The sequence below is a fragment of the Rhizobium sp. P43 genome, assembly GCF_056730705.1.
Genome location: NZ_CM161539.1, coordinates 3,666,104 through 3,685,433, shown reverse-complemented (window position 1 = coordinate 3,685,433; position 19,330 = coordinate 3,666,104). Strand labels below are relative to the sequence as shown.

16 protein-coding genes are annotated in these 19,330 nt (G+C 59.8%); 11 read left to right on the top strand and 5 right to left on the bottom strand.

From position 1 onward, the window contains the following. Positions 1 to 314 precede the first annotated feature (314 nt). From AC1PUL_RS18415 to AC1PUL_RS18365, 11 genes are all read left to right on the top strand, one after another. Complete coding sequence (locus AC1PUL_RS18415) at positions 315 to 1,442, top strand: hypothetical protein (protein WP_480465512.1); 1,128 nt, start codon at positions 315 to 317, stop codon at positions 1,440 to 1,442. Positions 1,443 to 1,563: 121 nt separating this feature from the next. Next, positions 1,564 to 2,028, top strand: a complete 465-nt coding sequence (locus AC1PUL_RS18410; RefSeq protein WP_480465511.1) for a hypothetical protein — start codon at positions 1,564 to 1,566, stop codon at positions 2,026 to 2,028. After that, positions 2,021 to 3,925 (top strand): ATP-binding protein, encoded by a 1,905-nt coding sequence (locus AC1PUL_RS18405; RefSeq protein ID WP_480465510.1) that lies wholly within the window; start codon positions 2,021 to 2,023, stop codon positions 3,923 to 3,925. The genes AC1PUL_RS18410 and AC1PUL_RS18405 overlap by 8 nt, the downstream gene beginning before the upstream one ends. Continuing rightward, on the top strand, positions 3,922 to 4,668 hold the full coding sequence (locus AC1PUL_RS18400; RefSeq protein WP_480465509.1) for an ATP-dependent metallopeptidase FtsH/Yme1/Tma family protein: 747 nt from the start codon (positions 3,922 to 3,924) through the stop codon (positions 4,666 to 4,668). The genes AC1PUL_RS18405 and AC1PUL_RS18400 overlap by 4 nt, the downstream gene beginning before the upstream one ends. Before the next feature lie 152 nt (positions 4,669 to 4,820). After that, positions 4,821 to 5,723 (top strand): site-specific integrase, encoded by a 903-nt coding sequence (locus AC1PUL_RS18395; protein WP_298469940.1) that lies wholly within the window; start codon positions 4,821 to 4,823, stop codon positions 5,721 to 5,723. 3 nt (positions 5,724 to 5,726) lie between these two features. Beyond that, positions 5,727 to 6,920 carry an IS91 family transposase gene (locus AC1PUL_RS18390; protein ID WP_480465508.1) on the top strand — a complete coding sequence of 398 codons (1,194 nt, stop codon included), beginning with the start codon at positions 5,727 to 5,729 and terminating at the stop codon, positions 6,918 to 6,920. A gap of 484 nt (positions 6,921 to 7,404) precedes the next feature. Continuing rightward, positions 7,405 to 8,049 carry a class I SAM-dependent methyltransferase gene (locus AC1PUL_RS18385; protein WP_480465507.1) on the top strand — a complete coding sequence of 215 codons (645 nt, stop codon included), beginning with the start codon at positions 7,405 to 7,407 and terminating at the stop codon, positions 8,047 to 8,049. 632 nt (positions 8,050 to 8,681) lie between these two features. Further along, positions 8,682 to 9,896, top strand: a complete 1,215-nt coding sequence (locus tag AC1PUL_RS18380; RefSeq protein WP_166599159.1) for an HlyD family efflux transporter periplasmic adaptor subunit — start codon at positions 8,682 to 8,684, stop codon at positions 9,894 to 9,896. Next, positions 9,893 to 11,065: an FtsX-like permease family protein gene (locus AC1PUL_RS18375; protein ID WP_480465506.1), complete on the top strand. Its 1,173-nt coding sequence runs from the start codon at positions 9,893 to 9,895 to the stop codon at positions 11,063 to 11,065. The genes AC1PUL_RS18380 and AC1PUL_RS18375 overlap by 4 nt, the downstream gene beginning before the upstream one ends. 9 nt (positions 11,066 to 11,074) lie before the next feature. Further along, positions 11,075 to 11,773, top strand: coding sequence for an ATP-binding cassette domain-containing protein (locus AC1PUL_RS18370; RefSeq protein ID WP_480465505.1), 699 nt, complete (start codon positions 11,075 to 11,077; stop codon positions 11,771 to 11,773). Positions 11,774 to 12,127: 354 nt separating this feature from the next. Next, entirely contained in the window at positions 12,128 to 13,285 is a 1,158-nt protein-coding gene (locus tag AC1PUL_RS18365) for an HPP family protein (protein WP_480465504.1), read from the top strand. Positions 13,286 to 13,393: 108 nt separating this feature from the next. Here AC1PUL_RS18365 and AC1PUL_RS18360 read toward each other — a convergent pair whose 3' ends face one another. From AC1PUL_RS18360 to ubiT, 5 genes are all read right to left on the bottom strand, one after another. Then, positions 13,394 to 15,586 (bottom strand): methyl-accepting chemotaxis protein, encoded by a 2,193-nt coding sequence (locus AC1PUL_RS18360; protein WP_480465503.1) that lies wholly within the window; start codon positions 15,584 to 15,586, stop codon positions 13,394 to 13,396. A gap of 493 nt (positions 15,587 to 16,079) precedes the next feature. Then, positions 16,080 to 16,751, bottom strand: a complete 672-nt coding sequence (gene ric, locus AC1PUL_RS18355) for an iron-sulfur cluster repair di-iron protein (RefSeq protein WP_480465502.1) — start codon at positions 16,749 to 16,751, stop codon at positions 16,080 to 16,082. A 108-nt stretch (positions 16,752 to 16,859) separates the two neighbouring features. Continuing rightward, positions 16,860 to 17,783: a ubiquinone anaerobic biosynthesis protein UbiV gene (ubiV, locus tag AC1PUL_RS18350; RefSeq protein WP_480465501.1), complete on the bottom strand. Its 924-nt coding sequence runs from the start codon at positions 17,781 to 17,783 to the stop codon at positions 16,860 to 16,862. Further along, positions 17,780 to 18,757, bottom strand: coding sequence for a ubiquinone anaerobic biosynthesis protein UbiU (gene ubiU, locus AC1PUL_RS18345; RefSeq protein ID WP_480465500.1), 978 nt, complete (start codon positions 18,755 to 18,757; stop codon positions 17,780 to 17,782). Before ubiU ends, ubiV begins: the two co-directional genes overlap by 4 nt. Further along, on the bottom strand, positions 18,757 to 19,260 hold the full coding sequence (ubiT, locus tag AC1PUL_RS18340; RefSeq protein WP_054149246.1) for a ubiquinone anaerobic biosynthesis accessory factor UbiT: 504 nt from the start codon (positions 19,258 to 19,260) through the stop codon (positions 18,757 to 18,759). The genes ubiU and ubiT overlap by 1 nt, the downstream gene beginning before the upstream one ends. Between the last annotated feature and the right edge of the window lie 70 nt (positions 19,261 to 19,330).

The following is a 19,330-nucleotide window of genomic DNA, read 5'->3' as shown; positions in this document are numbered from 1 at the left end:
GGCGGCAACATTGCCTTCCCCCAAACCTTACCTGGGGCCGCTTGTCGGCCTTTTTTTGTTTGGGTGCCTGACCGGCTGAAAGCGAACTGCGCCACCCACACTCGGGGACGGGCAGGGGCGTCTCGCGGGAGGTCGTGAGCCCGCCGTTAACCTTGTACCGGCTTCGTTCTCATTTTTAAGTTCGGGGTCCTTGAGCCCGATCTCGGGTCCTGCCAGGTTAAGGGCGTTCCGATCACCGGAACAAGCGGCCCAAGCCGATGCGCTAACATCGACAAGGGCCTGACCCTCAAGCCTTCGCTAAAAGGAATCGGGCTATGACCACGTTTACTTCTCAATCCCCTCAGGGGGAAGTTCTCCGTTCGACCACCAATCTGATCAACCCTGATGCCAGCCTCGGCCGTTCAGGCTCCCGCCCGCGCCAGTTTGGCTTCGGTCGCAACGCAGTTACAGCCCCGAGCCGCGAGCCAGCCGTGCTGCGCCGGCACCCCCACCTCGTCCGCTTTACCGACGTTGAGGCCGATCTTGATATGCTCATCGATCGCGCCATCAACGCGATCATGGATGGCGAACCGGCAGAAGACGAGATCTTGGGCCACTATGTTCACATCGCGTCGCTCGTCCGTGCGGTGTCATTCCGCGAAGGGAAGCTTCTTGAGTATGCGGTTGAACGGGTGGCTCGAGCCAACCCGAATGTGCTGGTGCTCACGCAGTCGCTCAAACTGCCATTGGTCAAAGCCGCGCTGGAAGCGGTTGCGGGCAATGACTGGTCGAGCCTCGACGGCATCAAGCTCGATTGCGAGTCACCGGCGAAGGGCAGTTACACGCCCGACTTGATCGTCGTTAACCGCGCGCGACACACGGCATACATCCTCGACCTCAAGCGATCGCTCGCTTCCTATGGCGACACGAGCCGGCTCGAGGAGCTGAAGGCCAAGATGATGGCCACGGCGATGGTCCTGCCCGACTGGCTTTACAAAAACCAGAAGCGCCTGATGGTCGATGCGGTCGAAGTCGCAATTGTCGATGGAGCCAGCCGTCCGAGTGATCACGCTATCGGCATCTGGGCACTCTCCGAAATCGACGACTTGCTCGAGATCGACGGTGCAGCCGACTGTATGGCCGAACTGCGCCGCCGCTTCGGTGCCCGGGTCCAGCAGCTTCTCGAGGTCGAAGCGCGGAAGGCAATTGGGGTTGATGAGCGGTTCGTCACGACCGCGGGCGATGCCGTGGCGCCGTTGACGGCGCCGAAGCCACCACGGATCAATCTCAACGGACCGAGCCGAACGTTCGAGGAAGAGATGGCGGACCAGGCGTTCGACGAGGATCTGCTTCGCGACCCATGGGACGATGAGCGCTTCGAGCGGGTCGACACTATAGACCACGAGGAGCCGCGTCCCGTCTTCTTCCGCGTCGGCTATGCCCGACGCCCTAGGGCGCACTGACCCGATCAGTTCGATGATCTAAGTTGGCTTAGGCCGCGACGGCTTTGCGCCCGTGGCTTTCCTCACCATTCCCATTCCCTGTTGGCGCTGGACCCCGATGCGGTCCGGCGAAGGAGATTCCATGTCTTCCGACATCCATTCGGAGGGGCTGCCTCGCATGCGTTGCGAAGCGGTCACCTCGACTAACCGACCGACGACACTCGACTGCCACCGTCCTCATGACGTCTTGCTCCGCACCCGGAGTGCCTCCACCGATCAATCGCCTACTGATGATCCTGCCGTCGCGATCGGCCTCGCACTTGGTCACGTTCGAACCCAAGACGGACTGACTGGCGCCGTGCCGCCTCGCGTGATGGCCCACCTGCTAGTCCATATCGAGCGTGGCGATCCAGCCTGCGAAGTGGTCATGGACTGGCTGGCCAAGCGCAGCCGCAACGCCGCCATGCAAATCCAGCGTCGCAAGGTTCGCGAGCGTCCCCGGCCGGAACCGGGCAGTCTGAGGAAACGTGCATTGCAGGCGCAGGAGCCGGGCGGGTCCGGTTTGGCAATTATTGCCGAGACTGAGGAGGGCGAAAGCGATGAGTAAGATTGCCCGTCTGTTTGTCCACCGCCTCGAACAGCTTGCTCGACGCGAGGCGAGGCGCAACGCGCTGCGCAACGGTTTGCTCGACGTGAAAGCCATCGAGATCGACGGTCACATGACCCGGCGCTACACGCCCGTGTTCGACACCTCGTCCCTCACCGGCGATCGCGACAAGGATCTCGCCTGGGTGCGGCGGCACTTCGGCGACTATCTGCAGCCAGCGGCTGGATCGTTCGAAGCTACCCCCGCACCCTTGGGGCCGCAGTCGGTGTCCCGGCGGAAGTCCGGTTCCAAGGGTGAGCGCCTGTCTGACGCTGATCATGCAAACCGCGCCTACGCCCTGAGCCTCATCGGTCAGGCAGGCAAAGCTCCGCTCGTCAGCAACATCATCGCGGCGATCGTCCTTGCGAGGACGATCGAGAGAGCCCGTGTGACCCTAGCTGCTGTGACACGCGCGGCGGCGATGCCGGCTCCGGTGATCGCACTCCATGCGCCGATCATCGGGTTTGAACAGGCAATCCGACGGCTGATCGAAGTGCCAGGCTTTGCCCCCGGCGGCGATCTCAAGGGGATCGATGGCGAGTATGTCTATGACGACATGACCATTGCCGGAGACGAAGGCCCCGGAAGGACCTACGTTCTGCTTCTCGGTCACCTCTTGCGCCGCGTGGCTGGCGGCAATCTGCAGCGTCGGCTGCTGAACGCCTTGCGGCGTGACTATCCGGTCGTGGCAATCTGTGAAGATGCGAAAGGTGTTCCGGACGAGGTCAGTATCGCGGCCGACATCAATCTCATCGGCGGGAGGCTCGACTACCCATTCCTGGTCCTAATGCTCGAAGCCATCTACGGCTCAAACGGAAGGTCAGCGCTCGATCGGTGGACCAACGCGTATGATGTTCATTACCTCACCATTGATGACGTGGTGTTGGCCTTTCGACCGGGCCGCAGTGCCCCCGAAGTCGTGGCGATTCTTGCGTCGCTCACCGAGCGTAATCGCATCGCTGCGCGCGATGGCGACAGTGACGAGGATGAGGGCGACGGCTCCTCAACTGGCTCCAAGACGTCGAGACAGAAGCCTGGCAAGGCAAACCACGACACCTCTGCTGCGGGGCAAGACAGCAGCAGCGGAGGATGGCGACGCGACAAGCCTTCTGGTGCCGAGGTGATCCAGCCGGAGCCTTGGAGCGAAGACGGCAGCCCGCCGAGCCTCGCGATCGAGACGTTGCCTGGATACGGCACGGCGAAGACCTGGGCGCTCGATCTCAAAGCCGACCTTGATGACTACCGAGCCTCGATCCTCACTTGGTCTGATATGAGCAGCAAGCTGCTTCTCTCAGGACCGCCGGGGACCGGCAAGACGACATTTGCGCGGGCGCTCTGCAATAGTCTGCAGGTGCCGTTGGTCGTAAGCTCGGTCTCGACCTGGCTCCAGGGCGCGCATCTAAGCGAGGTCCTCAATCGCATGACCCGGACCTTTGCCGAGGCGCGCGCCGTGGCACCCGCGATCCTATTCATCGACGAGATCGATGGCATCGGAAAACGTCAGCCAGCGGAGAGGGAATACGCGGACTACTGGAATGGTGTCGTCAACAAAGCGCTTGAACTGCTGGATGGAGCGGTGAAGGGTGAAGGCCTCATCGTCGTCGGTGCCACCAACCGACCGGAGCAGATCGACGAGGCCTTAAAACGTTCCGGGCGGCTGGAAACCCAGATCGAAATCCCCAGGCCTGACACCGCGACACTGGCCGAGATCTTCCGGCATCATCTCGGCGAGGATCTGAAAGTGCTGGTCGCCGAGGGGCAGGTGCCAACCAAGGAGAAACCCGAGATCGCCGAGCCGTCCCCGGATGCGGAGGACAGCCTAAGTCAACAGGCGGCGCTGAATGGAGGAAGCCAATGACCGAGCAAGCCAAGAGCAATACCGGATCGACCGAGAGCGATGTTCAATCGGTTCTGAAGCGTCTGGGGACCCGTGCGATGGGGCTTACCGGGGCTGATGTCGAGCGCGTTGTTCGCGAGGCGCGCCAGGTCGCTCGCCGGCAGAAGCGTCCGATCCGCTACCAGGACCTAGAAGATGGCATCCGCATGAACAGGCCACAGCTTCCGCATGATCTGCGTTGGCGCTTCGCCGCGCATGAGGCGGGCCACGCGGTGGTACACCACGTTCTCAAGCTCGGTCCGATCCAAGGGATCACCGTTGATATGTCCGATGGCGGGTACAGTCTTCTTGCCTTCCACAGGTCCGGCAGTGACACGCTGGGCTATCGCGAGGACCTGCTGGCGATGTTGTTGGCCGGGCGGGCGGCCGAGCAGATTGTCTTCTGCTCCGTCTCTGTTGGCTCGGCCGGATCAGAAGACAGTGATCTCGCCCGTGCGACCAGGCTTGCTCTTGCCCTGGAGCGCAGTCTCGGCTTTGGGGCAGTGCAGCCGCTCCTCTACCGCGACGACAAGGATCCGACGTCAGTGCTCGATGCGCAGCCGGATCTTGCTGCCCGCATTCATGCTCGGCTTGAGAAGGCGTTGGCGAAGGCGCTGGATCTGCTCAATGGGAATCGGGAAAAGCTTGATCGGCTGACTGCGGTGCTGTTCGAACAGCAGGTGCTCGACGGAGAGGCGGTGAGGGGCATTCTCGATGGCGAGTGACGTCACAGTGGGAGTGGCTGGTTTGCGCCTTCATGCACGAACCCGCTTCGCGGGAGGGAGTGCGCGGCTAGTTTCGCATGATTATCTGAGGTTCTAGGCAGGCTGTTGTTGTTGCCTGACCATGACGTTCCCTTCAACGAGAGGAACGTTCAATGGCCAGCTTTCAACACGCCCCGACCACACCGCTCCGCCAGCGCATGCAGGAAGACATGCTGATGCGAGGGTTAGGATCCCACACTCGGCAGGACTACATCCGTCACGTCCGGCGCTTCGCTACGTTTCTTGGGCGTGCCCCCGACACCGCGACGGTCGAGGACATACGACGTTTCCAGTTGCATCAGCATGAGAACGGCGTAGGTCCTGCGACGATAAACAGCACGGTTTCGGCGCTACGCTTTCTGTTTACGGTGACGCTGAAGCGGCGGGATCTGGCGCGAGCCCTGGTTATAACGCGCAATCCGCGCAAGCTGCCTGATGTGCTCAGTATTGAGGAAGCTGCCCGCTTACTGGAAGCGGCACCTGGCATCAAATACAAGGCCGCCCTCGGTGTGGCCTATGGTGCGGGCTTGCGCGTCTCCGAGGTCGCCCATCTCAAGGTCGATGACATCGACTCCAAACGCATGCTGATCCGGGTTGAACAAGGCAAGGGACGCAAGGATCGCAATGCCATGCTTTCTCCGCAGCTCCTCGAACTGCTGCGGCTTTGGTGGCGCGAAGGAAAGCGGCGCGGCGTGATGCTGCCTCACGGCTGGCTGTTTCCGGGGCGTAGCCGCACCGATCCGATCTCGTCGCGGCAACTTCATCGGGCGGTTCAGGAAGCTGCCGATGTTGCCGGCATCCACAAGCGCGTCAGCCCCCATACCTTGAGGCACAGCTTTGCCACCCATCTTCTGGAGGATGGCACCGATATCCGTGTCATCCAGGTTCTGCTCGGTCATAGCAAGCTGGAGACGACAGCTCTCTATGCGAAGGTCTCCACCCGAACCATTCACGCGGTCGCCGGACCTCTTGATCGGCTGATGGCGCTGATGGAAGGCAAAACGCCCGACGGCTGAACCATGCGTACCTCGATCGAGGTCGCCGATATCTTCCGTGCTGCAGGGCCGAACTATCGCAAAGTCCATACGGGACATCTCAGCTTGAGCCAGCTCAAGGTTATGTCGGCGGTCGAGCGCTGCCGCACAGCGGCACTGGGCGGACATATCGAGGCCTGCCAGGATTGTGGAGTGTGGCGCATCGCCTACAATTCCTGCCGCAACCGGCACTGCCCGAAGTGCCAGGGCGCCGCGGCACGCACATGGCTTGCCGAACGGGAGGCCGATCTCCTGCCTGTCGGATACTTCCACGTCGTCTTCACATTGCCAGCCGAAGTCGCCGCCATTGCCTTCCACAACAAGGCGCTGGTTTACGATCTGCTCTTTAAGGCTGCATCCGAGACGATGCTGACAATCGCTGCCGACCCGAAGCATCTCGGCGCGCGCGTCGGCATCACTGCCGTCCTGCACACATGGGGATCGGCCATGACCCATCATCCCCATGTTCACATGATCGTGCCAGGTGGTGGCATCGCGCTCGATGGATCATGCTGGATATCCTCACGTCCGGCATTCCTCCTGCAGGTTCGTGTGCTCGCCAAGCTATTCCGACGCTTGTTCCTGACACGGCTGCTCCAATTCCACGATGCCGGGCAGCTCACCGTCTTCGGTTCGGCTGCGCCTCTGGCTGATCGCGGTGCATTTGTAAGATACCTGTCGCCAGTCCGCAGGAAGCGCTGGATCGTCTATGCCAAGCCGCCCTTTGCGGGGCCGGAAGCCGTGCTTGCCTATCTGTCGCGCTACACGCACCGGGTCGCCATCTCGAACAGTCGCCTGATCGCGTTCGACGAAACGGACGTCACCTTCCGCTACAAGGATTACCGCCGTGACGGCTGCGATCGGCAGCAGGTCATGACGCTCGCGGTCGACGAGTTCATCCGCCGTTTCCTGCTCCATGTCTTGCCGCGTGGCTTCCACCGCATCCGGCATTACGGCCTGCTCGCCGGCAGTTCTCGAAGGACGAGCATCGCTCGTGCGCGCGAGCTCCTCAACGCTGCCCCGCCGCCCCCTGACGAGGCGGACGACGAACCGACCGACATCCGGCCGCCATGCCCATGCTGCGGTGGACGCATGGTCGTCATCGAAGTGCTCAAGCGCTGGCGGCAACCGCGTGGACCACCAGACGAGGCAACAACGAACCGGGAGAGTGCGTCATGACCCGGCATGGCCGATCCATTCATATGGTCTACTCACAGCAGAGCAGGCCAACGGGACGGCCTGCGCCAGCACCCATGATGAGGGCGTCCAGCACGACGAACATGTTTCCACTCACCTGGAAAGCCTTCGCAACTCCACTGGAAACCATCACTCGGGACCCGCCCGGACTGACAATGGTCGTGGCGATCGCCAGACCGCCAGAGGCTCCAATCCAGAAAACCCCATAGCTCAGCAAGTGCAGACCGCGGGTTCCTGCATGAAAGGCTTTCGTACGCCTGACTGCACCCGAAACCCTCCACCAACCCGGTCATAGAGGCCGCCGTCGCGCTTCCATAGAAGCATACACCGCGCCGGCTGTCGTGCCGCGTCGCTTCCGCACCAAAAGCAGCCGGTTGATTTCCCTGGGGAACGGCGGCTTCGTAAAAACTTTACGACTGGATGGACCGATATCTGGTAGACTCGCATTCCGAACAGGAACGACTTTATGGCAATTCAAGACCGACAGGCGCACTGGCAAGGGGTATACACTACCAAGTCTGACACCGAGGTCAGTTGGTATGAGGAGGCCCCGGACCTATCACTGACGCTGCTGCATGAAGCGGGACTGATACCGGGAATGTCAGTAATCGACATTGGTGGTGGTGCGTCCCGGTTGGTAGATGCGCTGGTGGATGCCGGTCAGGCCCACGTTAGCGTTCTTGATCTTTCTGGCGCGGCTCTCGTGGCAGCCCAGTCCCGACTGGCAGACACGGCTCATGTGCAATGGGTTGTATCGGACGTGACCGTATGGACGCCTGACCGCGAGTATGATCTCTGGCATGACCGGGCCGCCTTCCATTTCCTGACAACAGCCGTCGATCAGCAAGCCTATATTCGCGTGCTGGCACGGGCACTCAAAGTCGGTGGCAAGGCCGTGATTGGCACCTTCGCAATGGATGGGCCAGATAAATGCAGCGGCCTGCCTGTTACCCGTTACGATCCGGAGAGCTTGCAAGCTGTTCTCGGCGAACAGTTTAGGCTGGCTACGACGCGGCGGCATGAACACACAACCCCATGGGGGACGGTGCAGAAATTCCAGTTCAGCACTTTTGAGATGGTCGGAGGCCAAGCGTCCCGCCACCAGTTGTGATCCCACAACGACAGTCCGCTATGGGCCGAACTCGGGCAACATTACGAGAAGCGCGAATTTCGACCATCGGCGGAAGTCACCAAAGATCGGAGCGCCTCCCTCTGGCGGTCCCATTGCCTCCAATTCGGGTGTTCATGTTTCAGACTGGCGCTCCCTGAAAACCGTCATTCAGCTTGCTCGATGGTGGCGATACCGATTGATCGCTGACCAAGCGACAAGCGGATCATGCTTCCGTCTTGAGGCAATGGTCGGCATATTATTTTTGACTGCAGGAGGTTCAAGGCTCCAAAAGCGAGAAGCCGTTGAACTACACGGTTTTCCGTTTCGATCTGCCGAAGCTTGTAAAGCATGGCTATTCTGGACCGCTATACAGACGGCGTCGTGACCAGGGCTGATTTCGGTCGCTAAACGCTGAGCTTGCGTAGCTTTGTCGCATCTTTCCTGAGCGGACATGCGCTTGGATGTCTGGTCAGGCTTACAAATGCACGATATCGAACACAGAAATATATGTTCTGTGATATGTGTTTCGTTGCAGCCTAATCACCTACGCATCCTTGCCGGTTGGCAAGACCGTGACGAAGGTATTGAAGTCAACATCCCATTCAAAGATCGACAGGAACGAGTGACCTGCAATGTCAGCCACGGATGAAAAAAGCCTCCCGATCAATCTGAATCTGTCCGAGCCAAAAACACCCCGGCAGCGCCGCTGGTTCCGCAAGCGGTACCTGCTGGTGTTGCTGGTCCCAGTCTTCATGTTCTCGGGCGCTGTGCTGGGGATGTATTTTCAGCCGACTGGTTTGCAGAAGTTTTACGCGCTGACGGGACTTCAACCCGGCGGCGGCTCAGACGCACCCATTGCCTTGCCGCCTGACATCGAGCTACCGCCTAAAATGGCAGAAACCTTGCTGCCGTCGGATGTTGTCGGATTGGCGCGGGTGATGCCCCGTGGCGATGTTTCGGTTGTCGCAGCACCATATGGGGCTGGGGATGCGCGCATCGCGGACATTCTCGTTTCCGTGGGCGATCGCGTGGAAAAGGGCACCGTGTTGGCGCGGCTCGACAATCACACTGCTCTCGCTGGGGCCGTTCTTACCGCAGAGGCAAATCTCGCCGTGCGCGAAGCAAACCTCATCCAGACGCGAGCGGCGGTAGAGGCAAGCCGCAACGAAGCAAAGGCAGCACTCGATCAAGCCGTGTCCACGGCCGCAGAAGCTGCATCTACGCTGGCGCGAACGGAAGCGCTCGCCTCGAGCGCCGTCAGCACGCAGGCTGCACTCGATGCGGCCCGTGCTGCAGCAGAAGGCGCGAAACTTTCCGTTGTCCGCGCTGAGGCAACGCTCACGCGCTATGACGCAGTCACGCTGGACGAACAGCCCGATGTGATCGTCGCCAGCCGCAATGTCGATGCCGCCCGATCCGAACTGGCCCGTGCTCGGCTCGACCTTGCACGCGCCGAAGTCGTGGCGCCCATCACCGGCACGATCCTCGACATCCATGTCACGCCCGGACAGCGGCCTCCCACCGACGGGATCATGGATATGGGGGACACGGATCAGATGATGGCCGAGGTTGAGATCTGGCAGGATCGCATCAGTGCAGTCATGGTCGGCCAGCCGGTGGAACTGGTAACTCCGGCTCTCGGTGTCACGTTGCAAGGCCGGGTGGATAGGATCGGACTGACCGTGGGACGGCAGGGCCTGATTTCTGACGATGCAGCGGAAAACAAGGATGCGCGCGTCATCCAGGTCTTGGTGGTACTGGACGAAGCCTCCTCGGATGTCGCCGCCCGCTTCACAAATCTCGAGGTCATCGCCCGTATTGACACCACGGTACGGGCCAATCCATGAGCTACCTGCTGCAACGCCTGTTCGGGCGACTGCCCATCGGCTGGCTGCAATTGACCCACAACCGGACCCGCTTTGCGGCGGCACTCGCCGGGGTGGCCTTTGCCAATGTGCTGGTCTTCGTCCAGCTTGGGATCATGAACTCGATGGGTGCCGCAACCTTGCGACCCTATGAATTCTTCCATGCGGATATCATGATCTCGGCTGGCGATGCGAGTACCCTGACCGACGGTGGCAATGTGGCTCGGCAATGGTTGCTGCAAGCGCTGGGGGATCCGGATGTCGCCGCTGGAATGGGTCTTTTCATCGCCAATGTTCCCTGGGACCGTGGCGAAAAGGACATCAGTCTGACGACCTTCGGCGTGGATCCGATCAAGACCGAGTTTCTGTCTCAGGATATTGCAGGCGATCTCAATCTCCTGCAGGTGCGAGACGCGGCAATACTCGATCGGTTGGCCCGAGGCCTCGCCAAGGACGAAGCCGCTTCAATCCGTCCGCAAACGCCTCTGTCCTTTGAAACGCAAGGCCGCACCATCACCGCCTATGCCACGTTCTCCGGCGGAGGGGGCTTCGGTGGCGATGGCTATATGCTGGTTTCGGACCAGACATTCCTGTCGCTGTTCCCGACGCGTAGTTCCTCGGCACCCGACCATATTCTCCTGAGCCTGCGCTCCAGCGCGCAGACAGACGTTGTAATCGCGCGCCTGAAAACCCTGATTTCCGACCCGTCCCTTCGCATACGCAGCTACAAGGATGCAGCGCAGGAGGATCTGCGCTATCAGCAGACGAAGCGTCCGACGGGCATCATCTTCGGGTTCGGCGTGCTGATCGGCGTTCTCGTCGGCATTGTCATCGTCTATCAGGTGCTGTCAACCGACGTGGCCGACCACCTGCGCGAATACGCAACCTTCAAGGCCATGGGCTATGGCCCGCGTTTCTTCCTCGGCATCGTCTTCGAAGAAGCGCTGGTGCTCGGGATCATGGGCTTCATTCCAGGACTAATTGTCGGGACGACCATCCTGACGCTGATGGGAAAGATCACGACCCTGCCTCTGGGGATGACACCTTCGATGGCAATGACCCTTTTTCTCGGCACCATTGTCTTTTCCGCCCTTTCCGGCGCCATTGCGACCCGTCGGCTTGGCGCTGCCGACCCTGCCGATCTGTTCTAGGAGGCTGCGATGGACAGCGAGACAATCGTCGAGGTGCGTGGATTGAACCATTGGTTCGGCAGTGGCAACGTTCGCAAACAGGCGCTGTTTGATGTGAACCTGACGTTGAAGCGGGGCAGCTTTACCGTGCTGATGGGGCCTTCCGGGTCTGGTAAGACGACGGTCCTTACGCTTGTCGGCTGTCTCAGAGCTGTGCAGGATGGATCGGTGCGGCTTCTGGAGAGCGAGTTGAATGGCGCATCGCAGGCACAACTTGTCAACCTGCGCCGCCGCCTGGGCTTCATTTTTCAGGCACACAATCTGCATGAAAGCCTGACGGCACTGCAGAACGTGATGATGGGCGTACAGGTGCATGGCGAAGTGGCCGATAGCGCGGCGCAGAGCGCGGCTGAGCATGCGCTTGGCCTGGTCGGCTTGAGCGACCGTATCACGTATCTGCCCGCAAACCTGTCAGGCGGTCAGAAGCAGCGCGTGGCCGTGGCCCGAGCTCTGGTCTCAAGCCCGGCGCTCGTGCTAGCCGACGAGCCCACAGCCGCCTTGGATAAAGATAGTGCGGCGGATGTCGTCGACCTTCTGAAACGCATGGGTGAAGCACGGGGCACGACGACATTGCTCGTTACCCACGACAACCGGATCCTCGACCGTGCTGACCGTATCCTGACCCTGGAGGATGGTCGCATCGTCAAAACAGATGACAGATCAACGTAGCTACTAGCGTATGCGCCAGACGAGCCGACATATCATGAAGTCAGGTCCTGTGGTTCCACAAGTCCGCCTGATGCAGCAGTACCGTCTTTCAGTGACCTGGATGAGTGATTTGGAGGGTTAGCGGGTTGGATCGCTCCAGTGCGTCGGGATCGGGCACTACGGACACCAGGTGTCCACCTAGTTGCACCTACGACGAGCACGGTCTACAGCGCTTCCGAGATGTGAAAATACCATTGAAAATGCGATTCTTAGTGTCGATCCGCTCGCATCTTGTTGAATGATGTCCCTCGGCACACTGGCTGACGATTGAAATTTCGATCATTTGCTGAAAGTTTATGCTTTCGATCGATCGGAATGATTCAATTGCAGTTCTTACGTTCATTTGGGCCGGCAGTGACTGGCACGGCTCCAATGGAGGCTCTGCGCGCGGGACTTGGAGCTTTCATCGGGCTTTGGCTGACCGGCTATTTCTTGCTGTCTCCCGGCGTCGATCTCGAATATGGCCTCTACCTTGTCGCATCGCTCGGCGCGAGTGCCGTTCTCCTGTTTGCCGTTCCCAACAGCCCGCTTGCTCAGCCATGGTCTGCAGTCATCGGCAATACTGTCGCAGCTCTTGTCGGCGTGGCAATCTCGATGTTCATCTACGAGCCAGCGTTACGGATCGCCGTTGCTGTCGCTCTTGCGATCATCGTGACGTTCATGCTGCGAGCGGTACATCCGCCGGCGGGAGCCGTCGCCATGACGGCTGCCATGAGCCCGGAAGCTGTGGAGCATCTTGGCTTCTGGTTCGCGCTTGCGCCAATTGCCACGGGCACGGCCAGCCTTGTCCTGATTGCGATCGCCTATGCCAGGGTGACAGGGCGTCGCTATCCATTTCGTCAATTCGACCAGCAGAACAGGCATGGGACATCTGACAGGATCGCTGTTGAACGGCTGGGCCTTTCCGAAGCTGAGCTAAGCGACATCCTTCAAAGGTATCGACAGTCATTCAATCTCGGCATTGAAGATCTGGCACGTCTTATCGGTGCAGCGGAGCTCCAGGCGGCAGCACACCAGACCGGCACTCCAACTGCGGCCGCCATCATGTCCTCGAACCTGATCACGGTGAAGGCAAACACCGATTTGGGCACAGTTGCGGATCTCTTCCGGCGCCATCGTTTTACATCGCTACCCGTGGTCGACGAGAAGCAGCGGTTCCTAGGCATCATCTTCCAGGTGCATCTCATAAGCCGAGCAAGGGAAGATGCACTTCGCCTTGATCGAGGCCTTATGCCCGCTTTGCGCAGACTGATCGACCCGGAAAGGGACAAGCCAATACGAGCAATCGACATCATGAGCGTCACGGTCCCTCGCGCTATTGCAACAACGCCACTCGGAGCGTTGTTGCCTTTGTTGGGCGATACAGATGTCGATGCGGTTCCCATCCTGGAATATGGGAAGCTCATCGGTATCATCACGAGAACTGACTTAATCGCCGCGATGGCCCGAGGCATAGCTCGAGCAGACGTTTGATGGCGTCAGCAAGAAGGGGCCCGTACTCGAAACTGCGAATGGCATGAGCATCGGCTGCGGACCGCTCTGTCGTCCGTGCTGCTTGAGGACATCTTAATCTAAGTCGGTTCAGGCCCTCATCCTTTCTGGGACAATGTTGCTATCGGCAGGTGAGGTCAAACGGAAGCCAAGAAGCAGGCTCTGAAGGGTGGCGCTTTCGCTGGCCAAGGCTGCGCCAGCAGCGTTCAATTGTTCCACCATGGCCGCGTTCTGTTGTGTCGATTGGTCCAGATGGTTCACCGCGACATTGACCTGCGAAAGACCGACTGCCTGTTCCTGCGCTGCAATCGCGATGGCGTCCACATGGCTTGCGGCTTCCTGCACGAGCTCGCCAATTTCGGCCAGTCCGGTGCCGGTCTCGGAGACCAGGTCGACGCCTTGGCGAACAGCTAATTCAGAATTTCCAATGAGTCCCGAGATTTCCCGAGCTGCCTGCGCCGAACGCTGGGCCAGCTCCCGGACTTCCTGGGCAACCACAGCAAACCCCTTGCCGGCTTCGCCGGCGCGGGCTGCCTCGACGCCAGCATTGAGAGCGAGCAGGTTTGTCTGGAAGGCAATCTGGTCGATCACACCAATTATTTGACTTATCTGGCTCGATGCCTGCTCGATCTTATCCATCGCCGCCACGGCGTTTCGTACCACTTCACCGGATCGACTTGCTCTTTCGCGTGCGCTCTTCGTTATGCTTCGGGCCAAATCCGAGCGTTTTGAAGTTGCCGTGACATTGGCTGTGATCTGTTCCAGTGCAGCGGCCGTCTCTTCAAGCGAGGCGGCCTGCTGCTCGGTGCGCTTCGACAGGTCATCCGATGCTGAAGAAACTTCGGATGCTCCGCCGGTGACGGTCGTGACCGATTGGCCAACACCAACCAGCGCTTGCCGCAACTGCACCACCGAGCGATTGAAGTCGTGGCGAAGGTCTTCGAACTGCGGTGCAAAGGCCTCGTTCACCTCGCAAAGAAGGTCGCCGGCAGCAAGCTTCCTCAAGGCCTGCGCCAGTGTGCCGGTTGCCTTGTTCATGCGTGCTTTGGCCTCCGCCTCCGCTGCGATTTGCATGTTAGCTCGGTTGCGTTCGGCCTGATCGCGCGCACGCTCTGCCTCCAGTTCCAGTTCGCGATTTCGGATCGCGGAAAGGCGGAAGACTTCTACCGCTTTGACCATATCTCCGACTTCGTCCTTGCGGTCGGCGGATTGCCCGGTAGGTTCAAGGTAGCCCTCCGCCAATCTGCGCATCGAATTGACGAGCGCCTTCAGCGGACGACTGATGGTCCCTGCCAGAAATACCGACAAGGCGATGACCAGAATTGCTCCAGCGACACAAAGGAGCAGAACCGTTCCGAGGCGAGTGAATGCGCCTGCGGCGATGGCGCGAGCCTCGCTGCCGAGGCGTTCAAGGCTTGCCGTTTCCAGAGCCTTCATTGCGTCAATGCGCTGACTAGCGGCTGCAAACCAGCGATCAGCACTCAAAGCACCGGCCGCTGTTGAACCCATTCCAATCAAGGTCGATCGCGTGGTTTCGATCTCCTTCGAGGCGGGAATGGATAGCTGCGAAGCGTAGGCGGATTGCCGTTCCTTCCGTTGCAGGGCGAGGAAATTGTCGATCAGCACATTTTGCGCGCCAGCCATGCGGGCAAAGGGAGCGATGCGCTCGGGGTCAATCTTGCCTGAAGTGATGAAGGTGTTGCCGGTAGCGCGTTCCTGGCCTGCAATCTCCTTTGCCTGCATGAGCAGGTTATAGGCAATCATTTCGGCGGCGATCCTCGAGCCGACACCCTGGAGGGATAGTTCCGAGGCGATGCCCGAAAGCTCGCCAATCAGGCCGCTGTAGAAGTCGAAGGACTGTTTTCCGGTGAAGGAAAGATTGTCGATGGATCGCCTGATGTCGGCGAGGCTTTTCAATGTATCCTGTGCGAAGGTCCAGCGACGGTTAAGCTCCGCGTCGTCGACGTCCGCCAAGGCATCAGTGAGATCTGGTAATTTTGCCAGAGCCTCATCCGTCAATTGGCGCGCTGTGAGCAGCGGTTGCTTGTCCGTGCTGCCCTTTGATCCGATATATCCAGCGCTCTGCCCCCGCTCTCCCTGAAGCGCGTGGATCATCTCGCCCATCGCCGAAATGTTCTCGCCCACTTTGACGACGGTTTGCATCTGCTGGTAGGAGCGCCACGAGCTGAAAGACTCCATCGAGGCAAGGGTGAGTGCTGCAACCAGGGGGATCATGATCGCAAGCCAGAGGCGTTTGCTGATCGAAAAGTCGGTGATGCGCATCTTTCAGTATGTCCTGAGTTGAGGCATCATGCCGAGTATCGTAACATCATGATACGATGTGAATTTTAGTGATTATTTGTGTGATTCAGTAAGCACTTATCTAATGGATCCAGCGCGGTTTGACGAATGCCAAGCTTCGAACAAATAAACCTCAGCTTGCGTCAATCCACCGTGTATCTGGACAAAGCTTCAGTCAAAAACTGCACGTCTGACGCGCAAACTCCAGATGCGAGGGCGTGGGTCGATATTGATGGGCGGATCATCGCCTGTCGCCGTGTCGTGGTTCAAGCGATAGCATCCTGTCCATAAGGTAGCCGACATTATCGGCTCCGGTACAGCCACTGATCACACATTCATGCATGTCGCAGATGGTGTCACAGGCTTGTTCGCGCCGCGATCTCGAAACGACCGGAGGCGCAAGCCTGCCGCGTTCCTTGGCCCCGAGCGGCCTCAGATACTTCATCATATTCTTGTCTGCCTTGATGCCACCGCCCTAGACCGTCTCGCCGGTGAAGCGCGGAAAGAGGACTTCATTTTCCAGATGCATGTGCTGGACCAGATCGTCGGCGAATTTCTTTGCGCCTGCGTAAAGCGCGCGCCATGAATTGCATGCGCCGTCCGGCAGATGAAATCCGCCTGTCACGTGCTCAAGTTCTGCCAGATGCTGTGCCTCGACGTCATGTTCGTGGCGCATCTGTTCGATGGGTCTCGCCAGAGCTTGATGGTCACCGCGCTCCATGAGTGGGAAGAGCATGAGCTCCTCGCGTTGCATGTGGCTGTGTAGGTCGCTCTGGATGCGCTCGAGCAGATTTGCCAGGCCGATCGGTGCATCGGGGTGGTCGCCATGCACCTGCTCGACCTTTGCCGCAAGGGGGATCAGTGATATGAGTTCTGCGCGGTGGGTGTCGTGATAGCGTGTCCTGAGGTGCTTGATCAGATCGGCGGTTCCATCCGGTGCTTCTGTCGACGCGGCGTCGACAAGGCCCTGCAATTCGTCCAGCAGGGTTTCCGGCGAGAGTCCTGCGGCTTCAGCCGCAGCCTTGATGCTATCTGAGCCACCGCAGCAGAAACTGATGCCGTGACGGCGGAAAAGTGCGGCTGCACCGGGAAGGGAGGTCGCGATCTTTTCGACCGTCTGGCTTGCGTCAAGTTCCATCGAGTTCACCTTGTTTTGCGCTTCAATGCGTTATCGCTGTGGTGCCGACTGTGGTGAGGAATGCCGATCCGGTCGTTGCGCTTTCGCAAACAAGATGCGCTCGTACTCCCCCGCGCGTTATGGCGCATGGGCATTGTTTTTCGCCCGCGATACCCAGGCAGCTCCCTCTCGCCCGTGATGAAAGCCGTTGGAGAACTTGGCTTTGGGATAAGTATGCCCGATCAGTTCGACGGCCTCTCGGGGTTCCATGCTGCCCGACAGCGTTTCCTGGAAGATGGCGGCGATGCGTGCCATGTCGCAGTCCTGTGGTGAGAGACGGAAGGCATTTACCCCGGCCTCTTGCAAGTCCTTCAGTTCGCTGAGCAGGAGTTGGCACGTATGCGACATTGTCTGCACGCCATTGAGCACCAGGAATGACTGGCGATCGAGTGTCCTGATTGACAGGCCGTCCGGCTCGTCGCCACAGACGAACTGGCAATTGTCCTTGATCCTGCCCTTGGAACGGGCATGGGCGCAGCGAGCCGATATGGCAAGCGGCATGCGACCGAATACCATCACTTCGAGAGCCACATCCGGCGCGTCGGCGGCGATCCTGGCGATCGAGCTAAAGGGAAGTTCCGGCGGAAGACAGATACGGTCTGCCCCGCGTTGTGCCAGCAAGCGCGCGGTTGGGCCATTATAGACATTGACCAAGGGTCCGACGAGGTGCCGGCGGCCCTTGATCAGGCCGATGGCGGAGAGGTCGTTTACCTCGATGGGGTAGTCCGACGTCTCGATCAGCTCTTTCATGATCCGACTTTCTCGCTCTAAGGTGACGAGCGCCAGCGAGGAAAAGGCCACCGACTTTCCCGCCCGTTCCAGGCGTTCCATCACGTCTGCCAAGTATGGCTCGATGAAATGCTGCCGTTTGGAGCAGACAGTCTCGCCGAGGATAATGTGATCCACGGGCGCTTCGTCTGCGATCTGATAATAGAAATCCCGCCATTTCGGGCCGTCCCAGAGATAGTAGACGGGGCCCAGTGTCAGTTCGGTCATGCTCATCTCCAGCGCTTCTCATAGGCGCCGACCGTGGTCTTCTGCCCTTCGCTCAGCGCTCTCAGCCGGGCCAACAAGGGGCCACGCCCCGAGGGGGCGGTTGCGAGTACCTGGCGCAGCGTCGATACGACTTCGGCCACATAGGCTTTGCCGCGCTGGCGTCCTTCGATTTTCAAGGCGGAGACGCCGGCATCCTTCAAGGCTTCGATTTCGCCCATGACGTCGAGGGACACGGGGTCTTCGAAGGCGTAGCCACGGGCATCGCCGATGTCGAAGCGTCCCTTGCACAGTGTGGGATAGCCGGCGGCCTCGCCATGGCTGAACCGGTTGATCGTATAAGTGCCGAGTTCCGACACCATGTCGGAGCCGTCCTGTCGGTACCGCACATGGCTCGCCGGGGAGCAGACGCCGTTTATATTGGGTGATTTGCCGGTGGCGTAGGAGGAGAGCGAGCAGCGTCCCTCGGCCATGACGCAAAGCCCGCCGAAAACAAAGACCTCGATCTCGCATTTGACCTTGCGACCAATGCGGGCAATGTCGCCGATCGTCAGCGTTCTCGGCAAGACGACCCGTTTTGCGTCGAAGGCTTCGACGAGAAAATTGATGGCTTCGGGATTGGAAGCAGACGCCTGGACCGAAACATGCAAGCGCTGCTCTGGATAGTGTTCCCTGACATGGGCCATGAGGCCGAAATCGGCCAGGATCAGCGCATCGGCACCGAGCCTTACCGCGTCGGCCGCCGCACTATACCAGATCTCTTCGTCGCCAGCCCGCATGAAGGTGTTGAGGGCGACAAATGTCATGCATCCTTTCTTGCGGGCATAGATAATTGCGTCGTGCAGTTCGTCCCGGCTGAAATTGAGGCCGGGAAAATTGCGGGCATTGGTCTCGTCGCGGAAGCCGCAATAGACCGCATCAGCGCCTGCATCGACGGCTTCACGAAAGGCGGCTGGCGTTCCCGCCGGACAGATCAGTTCCATCACTGGATCTCCCTCAGCGACCGGCTTCGGATTTCCACGGCCAGCCTGTGAACGATGGGGGCGGCCGGTCCCCCGATGCGCGCGAGATCACGCGGAAGGTCGATATCGCAGTCATCGAGTGCGTTTCTCATCGCAAGCATGGCCTCCATGTCCCCGATCACCTTCAGGTCGCGGGAAAAGAACAGCGCATCGGCATCGCAGCGCCCCTCAAGGAGCGCCAGCAGCATGACCAGCGGGGCCTCGACACCTGCATCCGCCGTGAAGGTCTCGTCTTTGCGCACCACCTTGAGACGAGGCAGGTCGGGCTCGATCAGGAAGACTAAGGGCAGATCAGTCGGGGCAAACGAAAAGCGGCAGCTTTTGTATGTGCCAAGGCGCTCGAACATATCGCCATGAGCTAGGAGCAGGAGCTTGAAGAGGCGACTTGCCACGAGCTCAATTGATACGAGCGGCATGAGCGGCACAGCTTTCAGCGGGAGAGCCAGAATGGATGTTATCTGCATTGCGCCAATTTTGATGGTTTGAACCGTCGCAAGCCTATGGGAACGGCCGACAATCCAGATTGCTCCAGCG

Excerpts from the sequence above, each read along its gene's own strand:
- AC1PUL_RS18415 (WP_480465512.1), top strand. The coding sequence starts at position 315 with ATGACCACGTTTACTTCTCAATCCCCTCAGGGGGAAGTTCTCCGTTCG.
- AC1PUL_RS18410 (WP_480465511.1), top strand. The coding sequence starts at position 1,564 with ATGTCTTCCGACATCCATTCGGAGGGGCTGCCTCGCATGCGTTGCGAA.
- AC1PUL_RS18405 (WP_480465510.1), top strand. The coding sequence starts at position 2,021 with ATGAGTAAGATTGCCCGTCTGTTTGTCCACCGCCTCGAACAGCTTGCT.
- AC1PUL_RS18400 (WP_480465509.1), top strand. The coding sequence starts at position 3,922 with ATGACCGAGCAAGCCAAGAGCAATACCGGATCGACCGAGAGCGATGTT.
- AC1PUL_RS18395 (WP_298469940.1), top strand. The coding sequence starts at position 4,821 with ATGGCCAGCTTTCAACACGCCCCGACCACACCGCTCCGCCAGCGCATG.
- AC1PUL_RS18390 (WP_480465508.1), top strand. The coding sequence starts at position 5,727 with ATGCGTACCTCGATCGAGGTCGCCGATATCTTCCGTGCTGCAGGGCCG.
- AC1PUL_RS18385 (WP_480465507.1), top strand. The coding sequence starts at position 7,405 with ATGGCAATTCAAGACCGACAGGCGCACTGGCAAGGGGTATACACTACC.
- AC1PUL_RS18380 (WP_166599159.1), top strand. The coding sequence starts at position 8,682 with ATGTCAGCCACGGATGAAAAAAGCCTCCCGATCAATCTGAATCTGTCC.
- AC1PUL_RS18375 (WP_480465506.1), top strand. The coding sequence starts at position 9,893 with ATGAGCTACCTGCTGCAACGCCTGTTCGGGCGACTGCCCATCGGCTGG.
- AC1PUL_RS18370 (WP_480465505.1), top strand. The coding sequence starts at position 11,075 with ATGGACAGCGAGACAATCGTCGAGGTGCGTGGATTGAACCATTGGTTC.
- AC1PUL_RS18365 (WP_480465504.1), top strand. The coding sequence starts at position 12,128 with ATGATTCAATTGCAGTTCTTACGTTCATTTGGGCCGGCAGTGACTGGC.
- AC1PUL_RS18360 (WP_480465503.1), bottom strand. The coding sequence starts at position 15,586 with ATGCGCATCACCGACTTTTCGATCAGCAAACGCCTCTGGCTTGCGATC.
- ubiV (WP_480465501.1), bottom strand. The coding sequence starts at position 17,783 with ATGAGCATGACCGAACTGACACTGGGCCCCGTCTACTATCTCTGGGAC.
- ubiU (WP_480465500.1), bottom strand. The coding sequence starts at position 18,757 with ATGGAACTGATCTGTCCGGCGGGAACGCCAGCCGCCTTTCGTGAAGCC.
- ubiT (WP_054149246.1), bottom strand. The coding sequence starts at position 19,260 with ATGCAGATAACATCCATTCTGGCTCTCCCGCTGAAAGCTGTGCCGCTC.